16 protein-coding genes and 2 pseudogenes are annotated in these 12,662 nt (G+C 69.1%); 11 read left to right on the forward strand and 7 right to left on the reverse strand.

Going from position 1 to position 12,662, the window contains the following annotated elements; genetic code table 11:
- Window positions 1–509 precede the first annotated feature (509 nt).
- Window positions 510–725 carry a hypothetical protein gene (locus ACFXGI_RS37000; protein ID WP_384716900.1) on the forward strand — a complete coding sequence of 72 codons (216 nt, stop codon included), beginning with the start codon at window positions 510–512 and terminating at the stop codon, window positions 723–725.
- Between the two features lie 175 nt (window positions 726–900).
- Here ACFXGI_RS37000 and ACFXGI_RS37005 read toward each other — a convergent pair.
- A pseudogene (locus ACFXGI_RS37005) lies at window positions 901–1,075 on the reverse strand (serine/threonine-protein phosphatase); the annotation flags it as partial.
- 448 nt (window positions 1,076–1,523) lie between these two features.
- On the opposite strand from ACFXGI_RS37005, the gene ACFXGI_RS37010 reads away from it, so the two are divergent.
- Together ACFXGI_RS37010 and ACFXGI_RS37015 are read left to right on the forward strand one after the other, a co-directional pair.
- On the forward strand, window positions 1,524–1,772 hold the full coding sequence (locus tag ACFXGI_RS37010) for a type II toxin-antitoxin system RelE/ParE family toxin (RefSeq protein WP_384716903.1): 249 nt from the start codon (window positions 1,524–1,526) through the stop codon (window positions 1,770–1,772).
- 17 nt (window positions 1,773–1,789) lie between these two features.
- Complete coding sequence (locus tag ACFXGI_RS37015) at window positions 1,790–2,275, forward strand: DUF488 domain-containing protein (RefSeq protein ID WP_384716906.1); 486 nt, start codon at window positions 1,790–1,792, stop codon at window positions 2,273–2,275.
- A gap of 53 nt (window positions 2,276–2,328) precedes the next feature.
- Here ACFXGI_RS37015 and ACFXGI_RS37020 read toward each other — a convergent pair whose 3' ends face one another.
- The 4 genes from ACFXGI_RS37020 to ACFXGI_RS37035 all read right to left on the reverse strand — a co-directional run bounded on the left by ACFXGI_RS37020 (window position 2,329) and on the right by ACFXGI_RS37035 (window position 5,012).
- Window positions 2,329–2,802 (reverse strand): hemerythrin domain-containing protein, encoded by a 474-nt coding sequence (locus ACFXGI_RS37020; protein ID WP_384716909.1) that lies wholly within the window; start codon window positions 2,800–2,802, stop codon window positions 2,329–2,331.
- Between the two features lie 419 nt (window positions 2,803–3,221).
- A complete protein-coding gene (locus ACFXGI_RS37025) occupies window positions 3,222–3,368 on the reverse strand; it encodes a hypothetical protein (RefSeq protein WP_384716912.1) in 147 nt (48 codons plus the stop codon).
- A gap of 517 nt (window positions 3,369–3,885) precedes the next feature.
- The gene (locus ACFXGI_RS37030; protein ID WP_384716915.1) at window positions 3,886–4,281 is read right to left on the reverse strand and encodes an STAS domain-containing protein; all 396 of its coding nucleotides are present in this window, start codon (window positions 4,279–4,281) and stop codon (window positions 3,886–3,888) included.
- A 62-nt stretch (window positions 4,282–4,343) separates the two neighbouring features.
- Window positions 4,344–5,012 (reverse strand): HSP18 transcriptional regulator, encoded by a 669-nt coding sequence (locus ACFXGI_RS37035; RefSeq protein ID WP_384716918.1) that lies wholly within the window; start codon window positions 5,010–5,012, stop codon window positions 4,344–4,346.
- Window positions 5,013–5,141: 129 nt separating this feature from the next.
- On the opposite strand from ACFXGI_RS37035, the gene ACFXGI_RS37040 reads away from it, so the two are divergent.
- The 3 genes from ACFXGI_RS37040 (at window position 5,142) to ACFXGI_RS37050 (ending at window position 6,594) form a co-directional block, all read left to right on the forward strand.
- Window positions 5,142–5,576 (forward strand): Hsp20/alpha crystallin family protein, encoded by a 435-nt coding sequence (locus tag ACFXGI_RS37040; protein ID WP_384716921.1) that lies wholly within the window; start codon window positions 5,142–5,144, stop codon window positions 5,574–5,576.
- 109 nt (window positions 5,577–5,685) lie between these two features.
- Window positions 5,686–6,081, forward strand: coding sequence for a DUF2267 domain-containing protein (locus ACFXGI_RS37045; RefSeq protein ID WP_384716925.1), 396 nt, complete (start codon window positions 5,686–5,688; stop codon window positions 6,079–6,081).
- Window positions 6,082–6,147: 66 nt separating this feature from the next.
- A complete protein-coding gene (locus ACFXGI_RS37050; RefSeq protein WP_384716928.1) occupies window positions 6,148–6,594 on the forward strand; it encodes a DUF2267 domain-containing protein in 447 nt (148 codons plus the stop codon).
- A gap of 73 nt (window positions 6,595–6,667) precedes the next feature.
- Here the strand turns inward: ACFXGI_RS37050 and ACFXGI_RS37055 are convergent, their stop codons facing one another.
- Window positions 6,668–6,841, reverse strand: coding sequence for a CsbD family protein (locus tag ACFXGI_RS37055; RefSeq protein WP_384716931.1), 174 nt, complete (start codon window positions 6,839–6,841; stop codon window positions 6,668–6,670).
- A gap of 128 nt (window positions 6,842–6,969) precedes the next feature.
- Window positions 6,970–7,362 (reverse strand): ATP-binding protein, encoded by a 393-nt coding sequence (locus ACFXGI_RS37060; protein ID WP_384716934.1) that lies wholly within the window; start codon window positions 7,360–7,362, stop codon window positions 6,970–6,972.
- Between the two features lie 892 nt (window positions 7,363–8,254).
- Between ACFXGI_RS37060 and ACFXGI_RS37065 the strand changes: the two are divergent.
- From ACFXGI_RS37065 to ACFXGI_RS37085, 5 genes and pseudogenes are all read left to right on the forward strand, one after another.
- Window positions 8,255–8,607: pseudogene (locus ACFXGI_RS37065) on the forward strand (MerR family transcriptional regulator).
- A 352-nt stretch (window positions 8,608–8,959) separates the two neighbouring features.
- Complete coding sequence (locus ACFXGI_RS37070; protein WP_384716937.1) at window positions 8,960–9,433, forward strand: SPW repeat protein; 474 nt, start codon at window positions 8,960–8,962, stop codon at window positions 9,431–9,433.
- A 595-nt stretch (window positions 9,434–10,028) separates the two neighbouring features.
- Window positions 10,029–10,370, forward strand: coding sequence for a DUF6343 family protein (locus ACFXGI_RS37075; protein ID WP_384716940.1), 342 nt, complete (start codon window positions 10,029–10,031; stop codon window positions 10,368–10,370).
- Between the two features lie 852 nt (window positions 10,371–11,222).
- Window positions 11,223–11,480, forward strand: a complete 258-nt coding sequence (locus ACFXGI_RS37080; protein WP_384716943.1) for a hypothetical protein — start codon at window positions 11,223–11,225, stop codon at window positions 11,478–11,480.
- A 352-nt stretch (window positions 11,481–11,832) separates the two neighbouring features.
- Window positions 11,833–12,369, forward strand: a complete 537-nt coding sequence (locus ACFXGI_RS37085) for a GNAT family N-acetyltransferase (RefSeq protein ID WP_384716946.1) — start codon at window positions 11,833–11,835, stop codon at window positions 12,367–12,369.
- Window positions 12,370–12,662 lie beyond the last annotated feature (293 nt).

A 12,662-nucleotide genomic window follows, 5' to 3' on the forward strand; every position in this document is an offset into this window, starting at 1 on the left:
CAGGTACGACAAACTCGCAGTCCGCTACGAAGCGACCGTGCTGGTCGCAGCCATCAACGAATGGCTGTGACCAGCACTTTCACAACACGCCCTAGTCCCCGGCGGCCAGATACCAGCACGAGTGGGCGCCCTCGGAGGGCAGCTCGACGGTGACGGCCCGCTGGCCGTCCTTGCGCGGCGTAAGGGTGTGGACGCCGGGCTGTCAGTTGTTGAAGTCGCCGACCACGCTGACCGGCCCGGGCGGGATGTCGGCGGGGAGGATGCAGATAACCTCTGTGCGGTCCTCGCGCAGTGTGCGCTGCAGCATGGGTTCGGCTCCTGACGACGCGGGGACGGGGGACTGCGCCCATCCTCGGCACTGAGCCCGAGCCCGCATTCCGACGCATCCGCACGGGCCGTACCACATCACCCTCTCGCCACGATCCGTAGTCGATGTAATGCGAGCGGTGACGCTTCGTGGCAGCGTGGGCCGAGGAATCCACACCCCGCCTATCAAGGGAGTCGCCGTCATGGGCGGTATGCAGGACAAGCGCCAAGAGCCGGGCAAGGGCCGCGAGGAGCAGCAGCGCCCCCAGCGCCCGCAGGAGCCCGGTCAGGACCCGGTCCACCCCGAGCCCGGCACCCCGTCCCGCGTCGGCAAGAGCCCCGACGAGGACAAGCGGCGCCGTCAGGAGGACCTGATCCGCGACAAGCGCGACGACCAGCGCGGCGAGGAGACCTTCTGAGAGCGAGCGGTACCCCACCACGCAGAGCCCCGGCCAGGCGCCCGTAGTCACCCCGGCCGGGGCTCTGTCACGCCGTCGCCGCGCAGGCGGGCAGCCCGGACAAGCCTGCCCGCCTGCGCGGAGCAGCTCCGGCCGGCCCGGGCATGGCGCAGCCCCGGGCGGGAGGAGTGACCGCCGTGTCGTGGACGCGCAGCAGGCGCCGGCCGACGACGTCCACGAACAGGAACGACACGTAACGCGCACCGAACCGGGTCGCGCAGATTGCGGGCCACGACATCGAGGGAGTCCACGGGAGAGGCCGCCTCTGCCGCCGCCAGCACCTCGGCCAGTCCGATCCGCTCACGCGCCACATCAGCCTCCACAGGTCTAAGGACGTCCTTCCCACGAAACAACGGAATCACAACCGCGCCATGGCTGAGCCCCTCAGGCACGGGAGTATGACCGCGGTGGGCGTCACGGGTGTGCACTGCCGGCCGCGCCAACTGGGCCGATCAAGTCCGCCGAACCGGGTCGGTTCACGCTGCCCGTCGGGGGGTGTTCACCGCGATCCGGGCCTTCCCCGTCGTGCTCCCTCCGCTGTTTACCTCAGGCGGGGCGGGTGAGCATTTCGCCGCACCATGACGGGCGCGGGGCGAGGGCGCTGCAGCCGGCGTAGCACCGGCTGTTTCGGGCAGGCGCCGGTGGGGCAAGGCAGGCGCACTGGGGTGGTGCTCGCCCGGTCCATGCGCCTTCAGACTGGCAGGCCCGGCCCAGCGACCCTCGGGCTCGGCCCGGTACCCGTGTGAGGGAGTGCGGCTGATGGCTTACGGCATCGTGTGGGACGAAGCCGCCCTGTGCGGGGCCGTACGACACATCGCGGACGACCCGGACGGGCTGCGGCTGCTGCTGTGCGCGGTCGATTGCCTTGCCGTCCAGCCGCGCCCACGGGGTGCGGCCTTCCACGGACCGGGGCTGTGTCGCATTCACATCGGCCGCTACCGCGTGATGTACGCGATCACCACAGCTCCGGTTGCGGTCGTCATCAAACACGTCGGCCGCCTCGGGTGAGCCGGAGAGGTGCTGCGATGAGACGCATCGCGACGGTCGGCGTCTACGGCTTCATGGCCGGCGCCTTCCTCGAAAAGCTCGCCGACGGGGGCGTGGGGCTGCTGCTCGACCTCCGCCAGCTCCGCGGCGTGCGGGGCCCCGACTACTCCTGGGCGAACTCGGTGCGGCTGCAGCGTGCGCTCGCCGCGGCGGGCATCGGCTACCGGCACGTGAAGGAGCTGGCGCCGACGACGGAACTGCGTCATCTCCAGTACCGCGAGGATGACCGCCAGGGCGTGGGCAAGCGCAACCGGATCGCGCTGGCGCCCGAGTACGCTGAGCGCTACACCCGTGAGATCCTCGACCCGTTCGACCTCGGCCCGCTCGTGGCCGAGCTTCCGAGCGGCTTGGTGACCGCCCTGTTCTGCGTCGAGCGCGATCCGGAGGCATGTCACCGCTCGCTCGTGGCCGAGCGCCTGCGCTCCGAGCACGGCCTGCCCGTCACGGACATCCGCCCGGGCTGATCCGTGCCCGTCACCGTAATCCGTGGGCTTACGGACACCCGAAGCTACTCAGGTCAGTCCTGGGCGCTGGGGACGGCGAGCGGCTCGCCCGGAGCCTGCTTCTTGGCCGCTTCCATCTGTTCGCCGAGTTCGGTGAGGCGGTTGCGGCCCATGGCCTTGCGGACGTCGGGGAACCATTCCTTCTCCTCTTCCTCGACGTGGTGGCGGACGTTCTCCATCAGGACGCTCATCTTGGCGCCGAACCGTTCGTCGGCCGGGTCGAGGTCTTTGAGCTCGGAGAGCATCCACAGCACGACGTGGTGCTCCTCGATGCTTTCGAGGACGTGGTCTTTGGTGTCGGGGTCGGTCTCGCGGGCGGCCGGGTAGAAGATCGTCTCCTCGATCCAGGTGTGGGTGGTGAGTTCCTTGATCACCTTGTCCGCGATTTGCCGCTTCTCGGCGTGGTCGCTGTCGCCGGCCTTCTCGAACTGCTTGAACAGCTTCTCGACCGTCTTGTGGTCTTCCTTGAGCAGCACGATCCCGTCCACCCGTGCCTCCTTGGCGTCGCCGTACCAGGTGGCGCAGCCGGCCACCCGGACGCCGTGTACCCGGTCCGTCGACGCGTAGCGCGTCAGGGACGAAGGTTTGGCCCGAAAAGGCGACGTGTATGCGCCGTACGCCGATCAAGGCCGCGCCGCAGGCCACTCAAGACGGGCGTCGGCGGCAGTCGCAGTGTGCAGGGCCAAGGTTACCGTCGACAGGCTGCACCGCGCAGGACTGGCAGTAGAGGTGACAGCGAGCGTCCTCGCGCCGTGGGGCCCGTGCTGCGCTCGCGGCGGGCCTGGTTGGAGCGGCAGGGGCTGGCGGCGGAATCCGAGAGTGGGAAGAGCTGCTGACTATTCGCGCCAGTCGCGTTAACGCCGTCCTTGGTTAGGTGGTCGGCAACGGGCCCTGGCCAGCCAGTGCTTCAGCTGGCCACGACGACGAGCCTTGTGTATTCGAGCTGCTCTGCGTGCCTGGCGGTGAGGTGGGCGTGAACGTCGACCAGGAACTCCTTCAGGGCCGTGAACCCGTCTGTGTACGCAGCCTCTTGCTGGCTGGTGTCCGTCGGCATCCAGAAGATCAGGAGCTGCGCGTGCCTTCGTATACCGATACATGACTTCCAGAAGGGGTGGAAAAGTATATTGCGCCTGCCCGGCGAGGGCGAGTGACACTGCATGCGATGCGCAGGCGCCGGTAACCGCGCGGAAGCGGCTGAGGGCCTCCGGATGTGAGGAAGCCCGTCCCGGGCAGGGTGCTCGGATTGTCGGCGCGGTGAGGCGCCCGGACGCACGGCGCCATCCCCCTCGCGTCGCCGGACTGGGCCGCGATGCGAAGCCGTGGCCCGCGTCGGTGCGCACCGCGCCTGGCGTCCGAGCAGGCCAGGGGGCATACCGCTTTCCCGCGGCGTCCGCTCGATCCCGTCGACCAGCGTCTTTTCGGCATCGCCTTACCGGACGGCGCGTCCGGCCGCCCCGACGTCGTCTACCCGCTGCGCCATCGCGGGGCCCGACCTGGACATGGTTTGGCCCGGACAGGCGACGTGCCTACAGCCGTACGCCGACCGGGGATCCTCACATCACCGGCGTGCCCTATTGGGGCAGCCCGTCCCCGCACCACTGCGACCGGCGGCCATCAGCCGGCGGGTCCTGATCCAGAGGGAAGAGGGCAAGGGTGCCGGTTAGTTCCAGGAGGCGGTGGAGCTGGAGGTTGGGGGCGGCGAGGCGGATAGCGGTGCCGGTGGGCTGCGCTATGCGGCGTGCGGCGAGAAGTGCGTTGAGCGCGGAGGAGTCGCAGAAGGTGAGGCTGCTGCAGTCGATGACCACGGGCCTGGCGGGTGAGGCGTGGGTGAGGGCTTCGGCGAGGGCGAGCTGCAGGGTGGGGGCTGTATCGATGTCGATCTCGCCGGTGGGCCTGACTGCGATGGAGTGGTCCAGGATCTCCACGGCGATGTCGCGGCTGCTTTTTCGGTGAGGGTGTTCGGGCATGCTGGTTCACTCCTCGGATCATGTTGTGGCCTCCGCTACCGGCAGGCCGGTCGGTCGGGCGGTCACATACTGCGCTGGTCGTGTGTGTTCTGGCGGAGTTGGTTGATGTGCCGGGTGAGGGCGTCGATGCGTTCGGCGAGGTCGGTGTCCTGGGGTCGCAGGTGGTGCCGGGTATCGGTCAGTGGGCCCACGAGGCGGGCGGCGTCGTTGTCACCGAGGGCTTGGTTCAGGTCTCCGACCGCGATGTCGGCGTCCGCCGGGAGGCTGGAGAGGGCGGTGACCTGGCCGGCGAGGCGGCGCAGGTCTGCGGCGTTGTTGCGAGCCCAGGCGTTCACGTTGCGGTCGGCGGCGCGGGTGTCGCGGGTGGCCTGGACGCGCTGTTCACCGGTGCTCCCGGCGGTGCCGGGGCGCAGGCGTAGGTAGCGGCGTTCGGCGGCCTGGCGGCTGGCGACTCCGAGTGGGCCTGCCAGGTCGGCCCAGCTGGCGCCCTTGTCGCGGGCGGTGTCGATCAGGCTGCTCTCCCAGCCGGCGAGCTGTTCGCGGACCTCGCGCAGCATCAGCAGTGCGGCGAGTGCCGGGTGCGGGCCCGCGTTGTCCTCGGGTTTCCCTTTGGTGGCCGGCGTTCCCGCGGAGGGCTGCTGCGCGTCCTTGACTGCCTGGTTGATGGCCCGCAGTGCCGCTGCGGCGGCAAGGAACGGGACTGGTGCGGTCGGTTCTGCGGCTTCGTTCATGGCACTCTCCGGAACCTTGTCATCCTCCAGATGACTCCTTGCTTGTCATCGTTTCGATGACATGTTACAACGGATGCACGTTGAAGCGCATTGGCAGTTCCTGCCTGAACCAACTGGAGGTGTTTCGCGATGTTGATGCGCACTGACCCGTTCCGCGAGATCGACCGGATCGTCCAGCAGCTGTCGGGGACGTCCGGGACCTGGTCGAAGCCGTCGGTGATGCCGATGGACGCCTACCGTGAGGGCGAGGAGTATGTGATCGCGTTCGACCTTCCGGGGGTGAACACCGAGGCGATCGACATCGACGTCGAGCGGAACATGCTGACCGTGAAGGCGGAGCGCCGCCCGGTCGCGAAGGCCGACTCCGTGAAGGTGGAGCTTTCCGAGCGTCCCCTCGGTGTCTTCTCCCGCCAGATCGTGCTGGCCGACACCCTGGACACCGAACGCATCCAGGCCGACTACGACGCGGGTGTCCTGACCCTGCGGATCCCGATCGCCGAGCGCGCCAAGCCCCGCAAGATCAGCGTCGGCGGCGAGAGCGGCCGCAAGCAGATCTCCGGCTGAACCCTCCAGTACCAGCCGGCAGCGGAGGGCGGGAAGAGCCGATTCCCCCTCCGGCGGCCCGCCCTCCGCCCTCTTTGGCCCCTTCACCCCTTTCCCCGGAGGTGATGTGATGTCGATGCGCAGGGAGTCGTTCCTGGCCCATGTCCAGGAGCGCGGCGAGTACGAAACCCAGGAAGAGGCCGACCGCGTGGCCCGCGTCGTCCTGGGCCTGCTGGGCGCACACCTGGTTGGCACCGTGCGGGCAGAACTCGCCGCCCGGCTCCCCGAGACGTACGCCCTGATCCTCCTCAATCCGCTCCAGGCCGCGGAGCCGCTCTCGCCGGAGCGGTTCGTCCGTGCGACCGCGGCCTGGATCGAGGGCGCCACGGAGAAGACCGCGTTGTGGGACATCGGCGCGGTCCTGTCCACCGCGGCCGCCGCCGCGGGCGACGTCCTTACCCGTGAGGTCCTCATACAACTCCCTCACGGCTACGACCTCCTCTTCGGCCACCCCCAGCCCACCTGACCAATCCGATCCCTGACCTCCACCGGCCGGAGGCCGGATTCTTCGCAGAGAAAGGCAACCGCAGCCATGTACGACCAGCCTCGACCGCATCAGGCCACCCCCGCCATGACGTTCGGGCAGATGCTGGAACGCGTGCGCTACGAAGGCGCCTACCCCACCCCCGAACGCGCCGCCGAAGCCGTCCACCACGTCCTCGCCGCGCTCGGACGCCAGCTCACCGGCGACGAACGCGTCGACCTCGCCCAGGCCCTGCCCGCCGAGGCCGCCCTCACCCTGACCGCCCAGATCCCCGACACGCGGCAGCTCACCGGCTGGGGCTTCGTCAAAGACATGGCGGCCCGCACCGGCGTGAGCCCGGCTGTCGCCCGCTGGGACACCGGCGCCGTACTCGCCGTCGTCACCCGCCTCGCCGGACCCGACCTCCTCGCCCGCATCCTCCGCCAGCTCCCCGACGGCTACGCACTCCTCTTCGGCCAGGCCCAGCTGCGCCGGCCCGAGCCCGCCGCAGCTTGACCCACGCCGACAGCGCGCGGCCATACGTGAGGGCCGGGACCGCACGTGCGGTCCCGGCCCTCACGTATGACGATCAGCGCTTGAAGACGTCCTTGACCTTCTCCTTGGCCTCGCGGGCGTCGCCCGTAGCCTGCTCCGCATGGCCCTCAGCGGTCAGCCGCTCGTTGCCCGTCAGACGGCCAGCGGTTGCCTTGAGCTTGCCCTTGGCCTGCTCGCCCTTCGCTTCGGCCTTCTGCTCACCAGACACAGCTGATCACTCCCTCTTCGGTGGAAACGCCTACGCAACCCCGTATGGCCACCGGAAGCCCGGGTAAAACAGGGCGACCGCAACAGGCTTACCCGGGCTCGCCAGGCCCGCAGGTGCGGGCCGGCGCGCTACCGGGGGAGGAGGGCGCGGACGGTCTTGCCACCTTCGGGCCCGGGCATGACGACGACGTGGTGGGCGAGGCCGTTGACCATGTGCCAGCCAAATCCACCCGTCCCCTCCACGAGGTCGGGGGTTCGCAACCGCGGCATCCGCGGGCTGGGATCCTCGACGGCGACCTCGATGCAGCTGGGGTGCGCGGTCAGGCGGAGGGTGTAAGCACCACCACCGTGGCGCAGGGCGTTCGTCACCAGCTCGGAGACGACCAAGACGACCGTGTCAGCCTGCTCCCGGCCAATGGCTGGCCCCCCGAGGGATTCGACGAACCCCCGGGCGGCCCGGCGCGCCTCGGCGACGGCGGACAGGGGCCGAAGGGCTGTGCGCTCGGCGCTCGTCGCGGTCATCGCGCCCTCCGGGTCTGTTGTCGGGATCCCGCCCTGCCTGCCCGGTCGTTGTGCCCCTGACCGCAGCTGTTCACCTCCGACAGCATTCGATTACCTAAGAGGCGAGCGAACGAAAATCTATGTCGGCCGGAGTAGACATTGGATTGTGGTGTGGGTATGGTTTCTCTCGTAGCCCAGTCAAGAGGGGCCCGGCAGGGACGAACTGCCGGGCAGTGGTACCCGCAGTACAGGAAGTAAGTGCAGTCGGCAGGGCGGTGCGGTGGTGGAGTTCCGAAGCCAGGGTTGTTGCAGGACGGCGACGGGGCTGACGACCGGACCGGGTGGCCCGCAGTGATCAGGGGCCGCCACCGGCAGTACCGCAGTTACCGCAGTGGAAGTACCCGCAGTAAGTGCAGTCGGCATTACCCAGCAGTGCAGTCAGTAAGCAGGACCCCCGGTGAAGGTGTCGGCTGAGGGCGCGCGCACCGGGAAGTTCGGCAGTGGGGTTCTAAGCCAGAGCAGATGCAGGATGGGCGACGGGGCTGGCTGTCGAAGTGTGGCGCTTGGCAAGGCCACAAGCAGTACCAGCAGTTCGAAGTACCGCAGTTCGCAGTATCAGCGGTACGGCAGTTCCTGCAGGTAGGTAATTGATCACCAGAGGGAAGCACGGAGGAGTTGGGACGCCATCAGGATCGCCCGGACGCCACGCGAGTCCGGGTACCGCAGGACATCGATAGTGAGGTGGTCTCCGGTCAAGCACCGCGATCCCCGCGCCACTCGTCCCCGTTCGGACGGGTAAGCGGAAAAAAGTAGGCCGGCGCAGTATCAGGGCCGGTAGATGGTGTAACTGTCCTTCGGGGCCCTGGTGCCATAGGCGCCAGGGCCCCTCCACGCGTTTCACGAAAGAGGTTCGATGACAGCAGAGAATCCGGCCGGCCCGCTCGGCGGCCACCTGGACGACGACGATTTCCCCGCTTACACCATGGGCCGGGCCGCCGAGATGCTCGGCACCACCCAGGGCTTCCTCCGCGCTCTCGGCGAAGCCCGCCTCATCACCCCGCTCCGCTCCGCTCCGCCGGCGGACACCGCCGCTACTCCCGCTACCAGCTGCGCATCGCCGCCCGAGCCCGCGAACTCGTCGACCAGGGCACCCCGGTCGAGGCCGCCTGCCGCATCATCATCCTCGAAGACCAGCTCGAGGAAGCCCAGCGCCTCAACGCCGAATACCGCCGCGCCGCCGCTGCGGCAGACCCCGCCGCGGCCTGAGACCGCCTCCGGGCCATGAACGGGCGCGCCGCGGCCTGCCGGGGGAGTGCGCATACTACGGGGCCCGCCCCTTGTGGTGACAGAGTTCCGGGACGCAGTGGCGGACGTGCTGGCGCCGAGGCCGGGGAGTGTGCGGGCAGGGGTCAGGCGGAGCCGAGGTGGCGGCGCATCTCGCCGGCGGCGCGCACTCATGCGGATCGGGGGCGGTCCGCAGAAGCCGACGGCGCGGGAGTCACTGCTGTCGTGTCTCTTCCATTGCCAAATGGATCAATAATTCACCTTTGCGTGACCGTTTAAGGCGTCTTCATGGGTAGGCGGGGGGGCGAGTCATCACTCCTTCTTGGAGGTCGTCATGTCGTCAACGCACCGCGCTCCGATCGAGGAGCACCCGGATCTGGTGGAGCTGCGGGCCCGGCACGACCGTGTGGCGGCGACCCCGCGCGCGCAGATCGTCGAAGCCCTCGCGCTGTTGGCGGGTCTCTACCTCGCCGCGTCCCCGTGGATCGCGGGGTTCAACGGCTCGGTCACGCTGGCCGTCACCAACCTCATCTGCGGTATCACCTACATGCTGCTCGGCGGTCTGGGCAATTCCTACGAGCGCACCCACTCGATGGCCTGGGCGGCGGCCGCCATCGGGGTCTGGACCTGCATCGCACCGTGGGTCGTCACCGGCGATGTGGCGCAGACCCGCTCGATCACCAGCAACCTGATCATTGGTGTGATCGCCACTGTCCTCGCCCTGGCTGCCGCCTCGGGCGCCCGCGACCGGGATACCCGACGCGACCTGGGAGCCCAGCCGTACCGCTCCATGCCCGGCAACCGCTGACATCCGCAACCCTCGGCAAGCTCCGGACAAGGGGCGGGAGGGCCGGCACGTTCACAGCATCCTGGGCGCGCCCCACTCCGTCTTCCGATGGGTAGCCGCGGGACGACGTCGGCGAGTCCCAGTGCAAGGGCACGGGGACGGGTTCCAATAGGGGCGCGTGGGGCCGCGATCGGAGCATCGCTGCTCCAGCCCCCGTGCGCTGCCGGCCGGGGCAGGGCCGGTAGCCGTCACACGTGGCCGCCTGCCCGGCCGGCAGCACCCGCGACGGTGATTGCCACCAGACCTGCTCTCTGGCGATCACGTCCTGGACCAGCTCGATCTGCCTGGGCGGACGCTGGTCCTCGACGTGAGCCCGGCGCAAGTCGCTGCGCGAAAAGAACCGCAACCGGTAGCCGGAAAACGAAACACGGAGTCGTCCGCCTTCCTCGTTCCGTCAGGCAGCCGGACACGTCGATGCGTTGAGGTCTTTGGTCCATCGAAGCCGGACCCGCTGCAGGACCGGTGACCAGTGCACGTTGAGCGGGGTGTGGAGTGAGCGGCCGCGGGCTGGGCAGTGGCCTCGTGAGTGGAACGTCCGGGATGTGAGGTGAGAGGCATGGGATTCTCGCTGCACAGCCATCTCGCCGCGCGTGCCGCTGACCGGCACGCGCGGCGGGCAGCTGCTCGGTGGCGGCACGACGGTTCGGAACCTCAGTGGGCTCGTAGCGATCTGCGACTGCGCCGCCTGCTGTCGCTGTGGGCCATCCCCGTGTTTGTTGTCGGCGCCGTCCTCTTCGCGGTTCTCGCTTCACAGACCGCCGCCCATGCCGATCCGTCCCGCACCCTGTACGTCGTCCTGGCCGCGGTCTGCTTCGCCGTGGCCGTGATCGCGATCATCGGCCTACGGGTGATCAGGCACCGTGCCCGTGAAGAGAACCGCTGGCACCGCCCGTCCTGAGCGAACGAGGGACTGGGCGGTGCCAACATTCGGGATGACGCGGCCACGCGGGTAGGAGTCCGGTACCGGGTGCGGCCTGGCTGCCCTCGGGTGGCAGGGCGGGGGTACGGGTGGTCTCGCTGGGCTGTACGCGGCCTAAGGTGGCCGTTCTCGCTGGTCACAGGTGCAATCCTCCATGATCAGAGTTGCACCGTTCCTGTTCCTTTTACAGTCCCGCAGACCCCGGCGTGGCTGCAGGCGGCGGGCGCCCTTCGCGCAGGTGGGCTGCGCGGGCACGTCGGCCCGGCTGGTTCTTACGACGGGCGAGTCATGGTTCGGCGTGCTTTTGACCGGCTGACGGCTGGGGTCGTCCGCTGCGGCATGTGGGCTGCTTGCGCGTGGAGGTGCCGCGGGAAGGGGGAATGGGCGGTGTCAGCGTCAGGCGTCAACCCTCGCCTCCGCGTGTCACACGGGGTGCCGAACGCTGTGCTTGTGGTGCCGGGTGGTGGCCAGCGGTGGCTATGGTCGGCTCAGTCCGCGTCGATAGGGCGTGCGCGGGCGAGGCCCGGTGACCAGAGCGCTCTGGCGGCAGTAGCACCGGGCCGCCCCACCACCTTCTGGACCGCGCCCGGCGTCCGCGAAGGGATTCTCTGGTCGGGCCATCCCTCCAATTGGCGAGCAGCACATCGCGGAGCCCGGCCTGGTGGCGCTGGGCATCACATGGGCTCAGCCACCGCCCGGTCTGCCGCGTCGGGATGGGGTGAGGCGCGGGTCGCAGCCGATGCCTCACGGGCCACAAAGGAGGGACCACCGGCCCTACCGCCCTCAGCAACCGCAGAGAGCCTTAGGATGAGCCGGAGCGAGGAGGCCGGGATGAGCAGCCATGATGAGCTGGTGCTCGCGCTGATCGAGGAGTTCTTCACCCAGTGGGATCCCCTCCCCGAGGACACCCGAGCCCGGTGGCACACGACCGGAGCACTCGACCCGTGCACCGCAAACTGCATCCAGCTCTGGGCCATTGACCGCTCCCTCTACGCCCACCGCCACGGCACCACCACCGAACATAGTGCCATGCGCACACAACGTGACCAGATTCTCGAGTGGCTCAGCCGCCAGCCCACGTCGCAATGAATCACTCAAACCGGCCGGCACGCGCGGATCGCCACGCGTGCACGTCCATTACTCCTTGACGGCTGCGACGGCGCTGGAAAGGGGGGAGGTTCGCCGGCGACTGCGGCACCACCCGCACGAGGATTGGAATCGCTGGCACCGCCCGGCCGGGCGCTCTCGCATTGTCGGGGTGCGACCCCCGTCGCGGCCTCGGTGGCCAGGGCCGCACCCCGTACTTCCGAACGTGCACAGGTCCAAGACGACGCTCAGGGATTGATCTCGGTTGTCCCGCATGCCGAGCGTCCACGATCGACAGGACCGACCGAGCGCCCCGTGACACGACAGCGCGTTCGCCCGTGAGAGGGTTGCTGTCATGACAGTTGGCGCGACTCCGGACAGCGAAGTTGTACTCGAGACGAGTCGTTTGCTGCTCAGACCTTGGCGGGTAGCCGAGGCTGTCGTCCAGCGTGAGCTGTGGACCGAACGTGACCCACGAGTGCCGCTGCACCGCCGAATCGACGCGGACGGACACCCCACGGTCGCGGAGCTCGAGGATTCGATCCGCACCAACAAGGTGTGGTCGACCGGGTTGCTGGCGGTCGAACGGAAGGCGTCTCGTGACGTCATCGGCTATTGCGGGCTGGTCGACAGCGGGCGAGGATCGGTAGGGGAACCGGAACTGGCATTCGAGCTGCTACGCCGAGTTTGGTGTCAGGGATATGCGACCGAGGCCTCGTTGGCGGTTCTGGAATGGGCGCGATCGTCTGGGTACGAACGTCTGTGGGCCACGGTCTGGGACTGGAACACCGCTTCTCGCCGTGTGCTGGCCAAGGTCGGGTTCACCGAGACCGAGCGAAAGGAAGTGGACACGGTGCACGGGACCGCCCTGTTCACCACGAGACGGCTCTGACACACCCGATGCTCGGCCTTGCAGCCCTACACCGGCGCAGTCCGAACCAGCCGACTGGCGTACCTCCGGCCCGCAGCCGGGGGAGTGGAGTTCCCAACCCGCCTGGAAAACATCCAGCCCCTCGGCCCCGCTTGAGGCACGAACCGCAGCTGAACCAGAGCAGCAGTGGGGGGCCCCCCCCCCCCCCGGGGGGGGGCCCCCCCGCCCCCCCCCCCCCCCCCCGGGGGGCCCCCCCGCCCCCCCCCCCCCCCCCCCCCCCCTCACCCGCGGCTCGGGCCGGCGGGCCGGGGGCG

Origin of the sequence: Streptomyces sp. NPDC059355, from assembly GCF_042752335.1 — a bacterium.
Classification (GTDB): Bacteria; Actinomycetota; Actinomycetes; order Streptomycetales; family Streptomycetaceae; genus Streptomyces.

Excerpts from the sequence above, each read along its gene's own strand:
- ACFXGI_RS37080 (WP_384716943.1), top strand. The coding sequence starts at position 11,223 with ATGAGCAGCCATGATGAGCTGGTGCTCGCGCTGATCGAGGAGTTCTTC.
- ACFXGI_RS37000 (WP_384716900.1), top strand. The coding sequence starts at position 510 with ATGGGCGGTATGCAGGACAAGCGCCAAGAGCCGGGCAAGGGCCGCGAG.
- ACFXGI_RS37070 (WP_384716937.1), top strand. The coding sequence starts at position 8,960 with ATGTCGTCAACGCACCGCGCTCCGATCGAGGAGCACCCGGATCTGGTG.
- ACFXGI_RS37010 (WP_384716903.1), top strand. The coding sequence starts at position 1,524 with ATGGCTTACGGCATCGTGTGGGACGAAGCCGCCCTGTGCGGGGCCGTA.
- ACFXGI_RS37040 (WP_384716921.1), top strand. The coding sequence starts at position 5,142 with ATGTTGATGCGCACTGACCCGTTCCGCGAGATCGACCGGATCGTCCAG.
- ACFXGI_RS37015 (WP_384716906.1), top strand. The coding sequence starts at position 1,790 with ATGAGACGCATCGCGACGGTCGGCGTCTACGGCTTCATGGCCGGCGCC.
- ACFXGI_RS37060 (WP_384716934.1), bottom strand. The coding sequence starts at position 7,362 with ATGACCGCGACGAGCGCCGAGCGCACAGCCCTTCGGCCCCTGTCCGCC.
- ACFXGI_RS37030 (WP_384716915.1), bottom strand. The coding sequence starts at position 4,281 with ATGCCCGAACACCCTCACCGAAAAAGCAGCCGCGACATCGCCGTGGAG.
- ACFXGI_RS37035 (WP_384716918.1), bottom strand. The coding sequence starts at position 5,012 with ATGAACGAAGCCGCAGAACCGACCGCACCAGTCCCGTTCCTTGCCGCC.
- ACFXGI_RS37045 (WP_384716925.1), top strand. The coding sequence starts at position 5,686 with ATGTCGATGCGCAGGGAGTCGTTCCTGGCCCATGTCCAGGAGCGCGGC.
- ACFXGI_RS37085 (WP_384716946.1), top strand. The coding sequence starts at position 11,833 with ATGACAGTTGGCGCGACTCCGGACAGCGAAGTTGTACTCGAGACGAGT.
- ACFXGI_RS37025 (WP_384716912.1), bottom strand. The coding sequence starts at position 3,368 with ATGCCGACGGACACCAGCCAGCAAGAGGCTGCGTACACAGACGGGTTC.
- ACFXGI_RS37050 (WP_384716928.1), top strand. The coding sequence starts at position 6,148 with ATGTACGACCAGCCTCGACCGCATCAGGCCACCCCCGCCATGACGTTC.
- ACFXGI_RS37075 (WP_384716940.1), top strand. The coding sequence starts at position 10,029 with ATGGGATTCTCGCTGCACAGCCATCTCGCCGCGCGTGCCGCTGACCGG.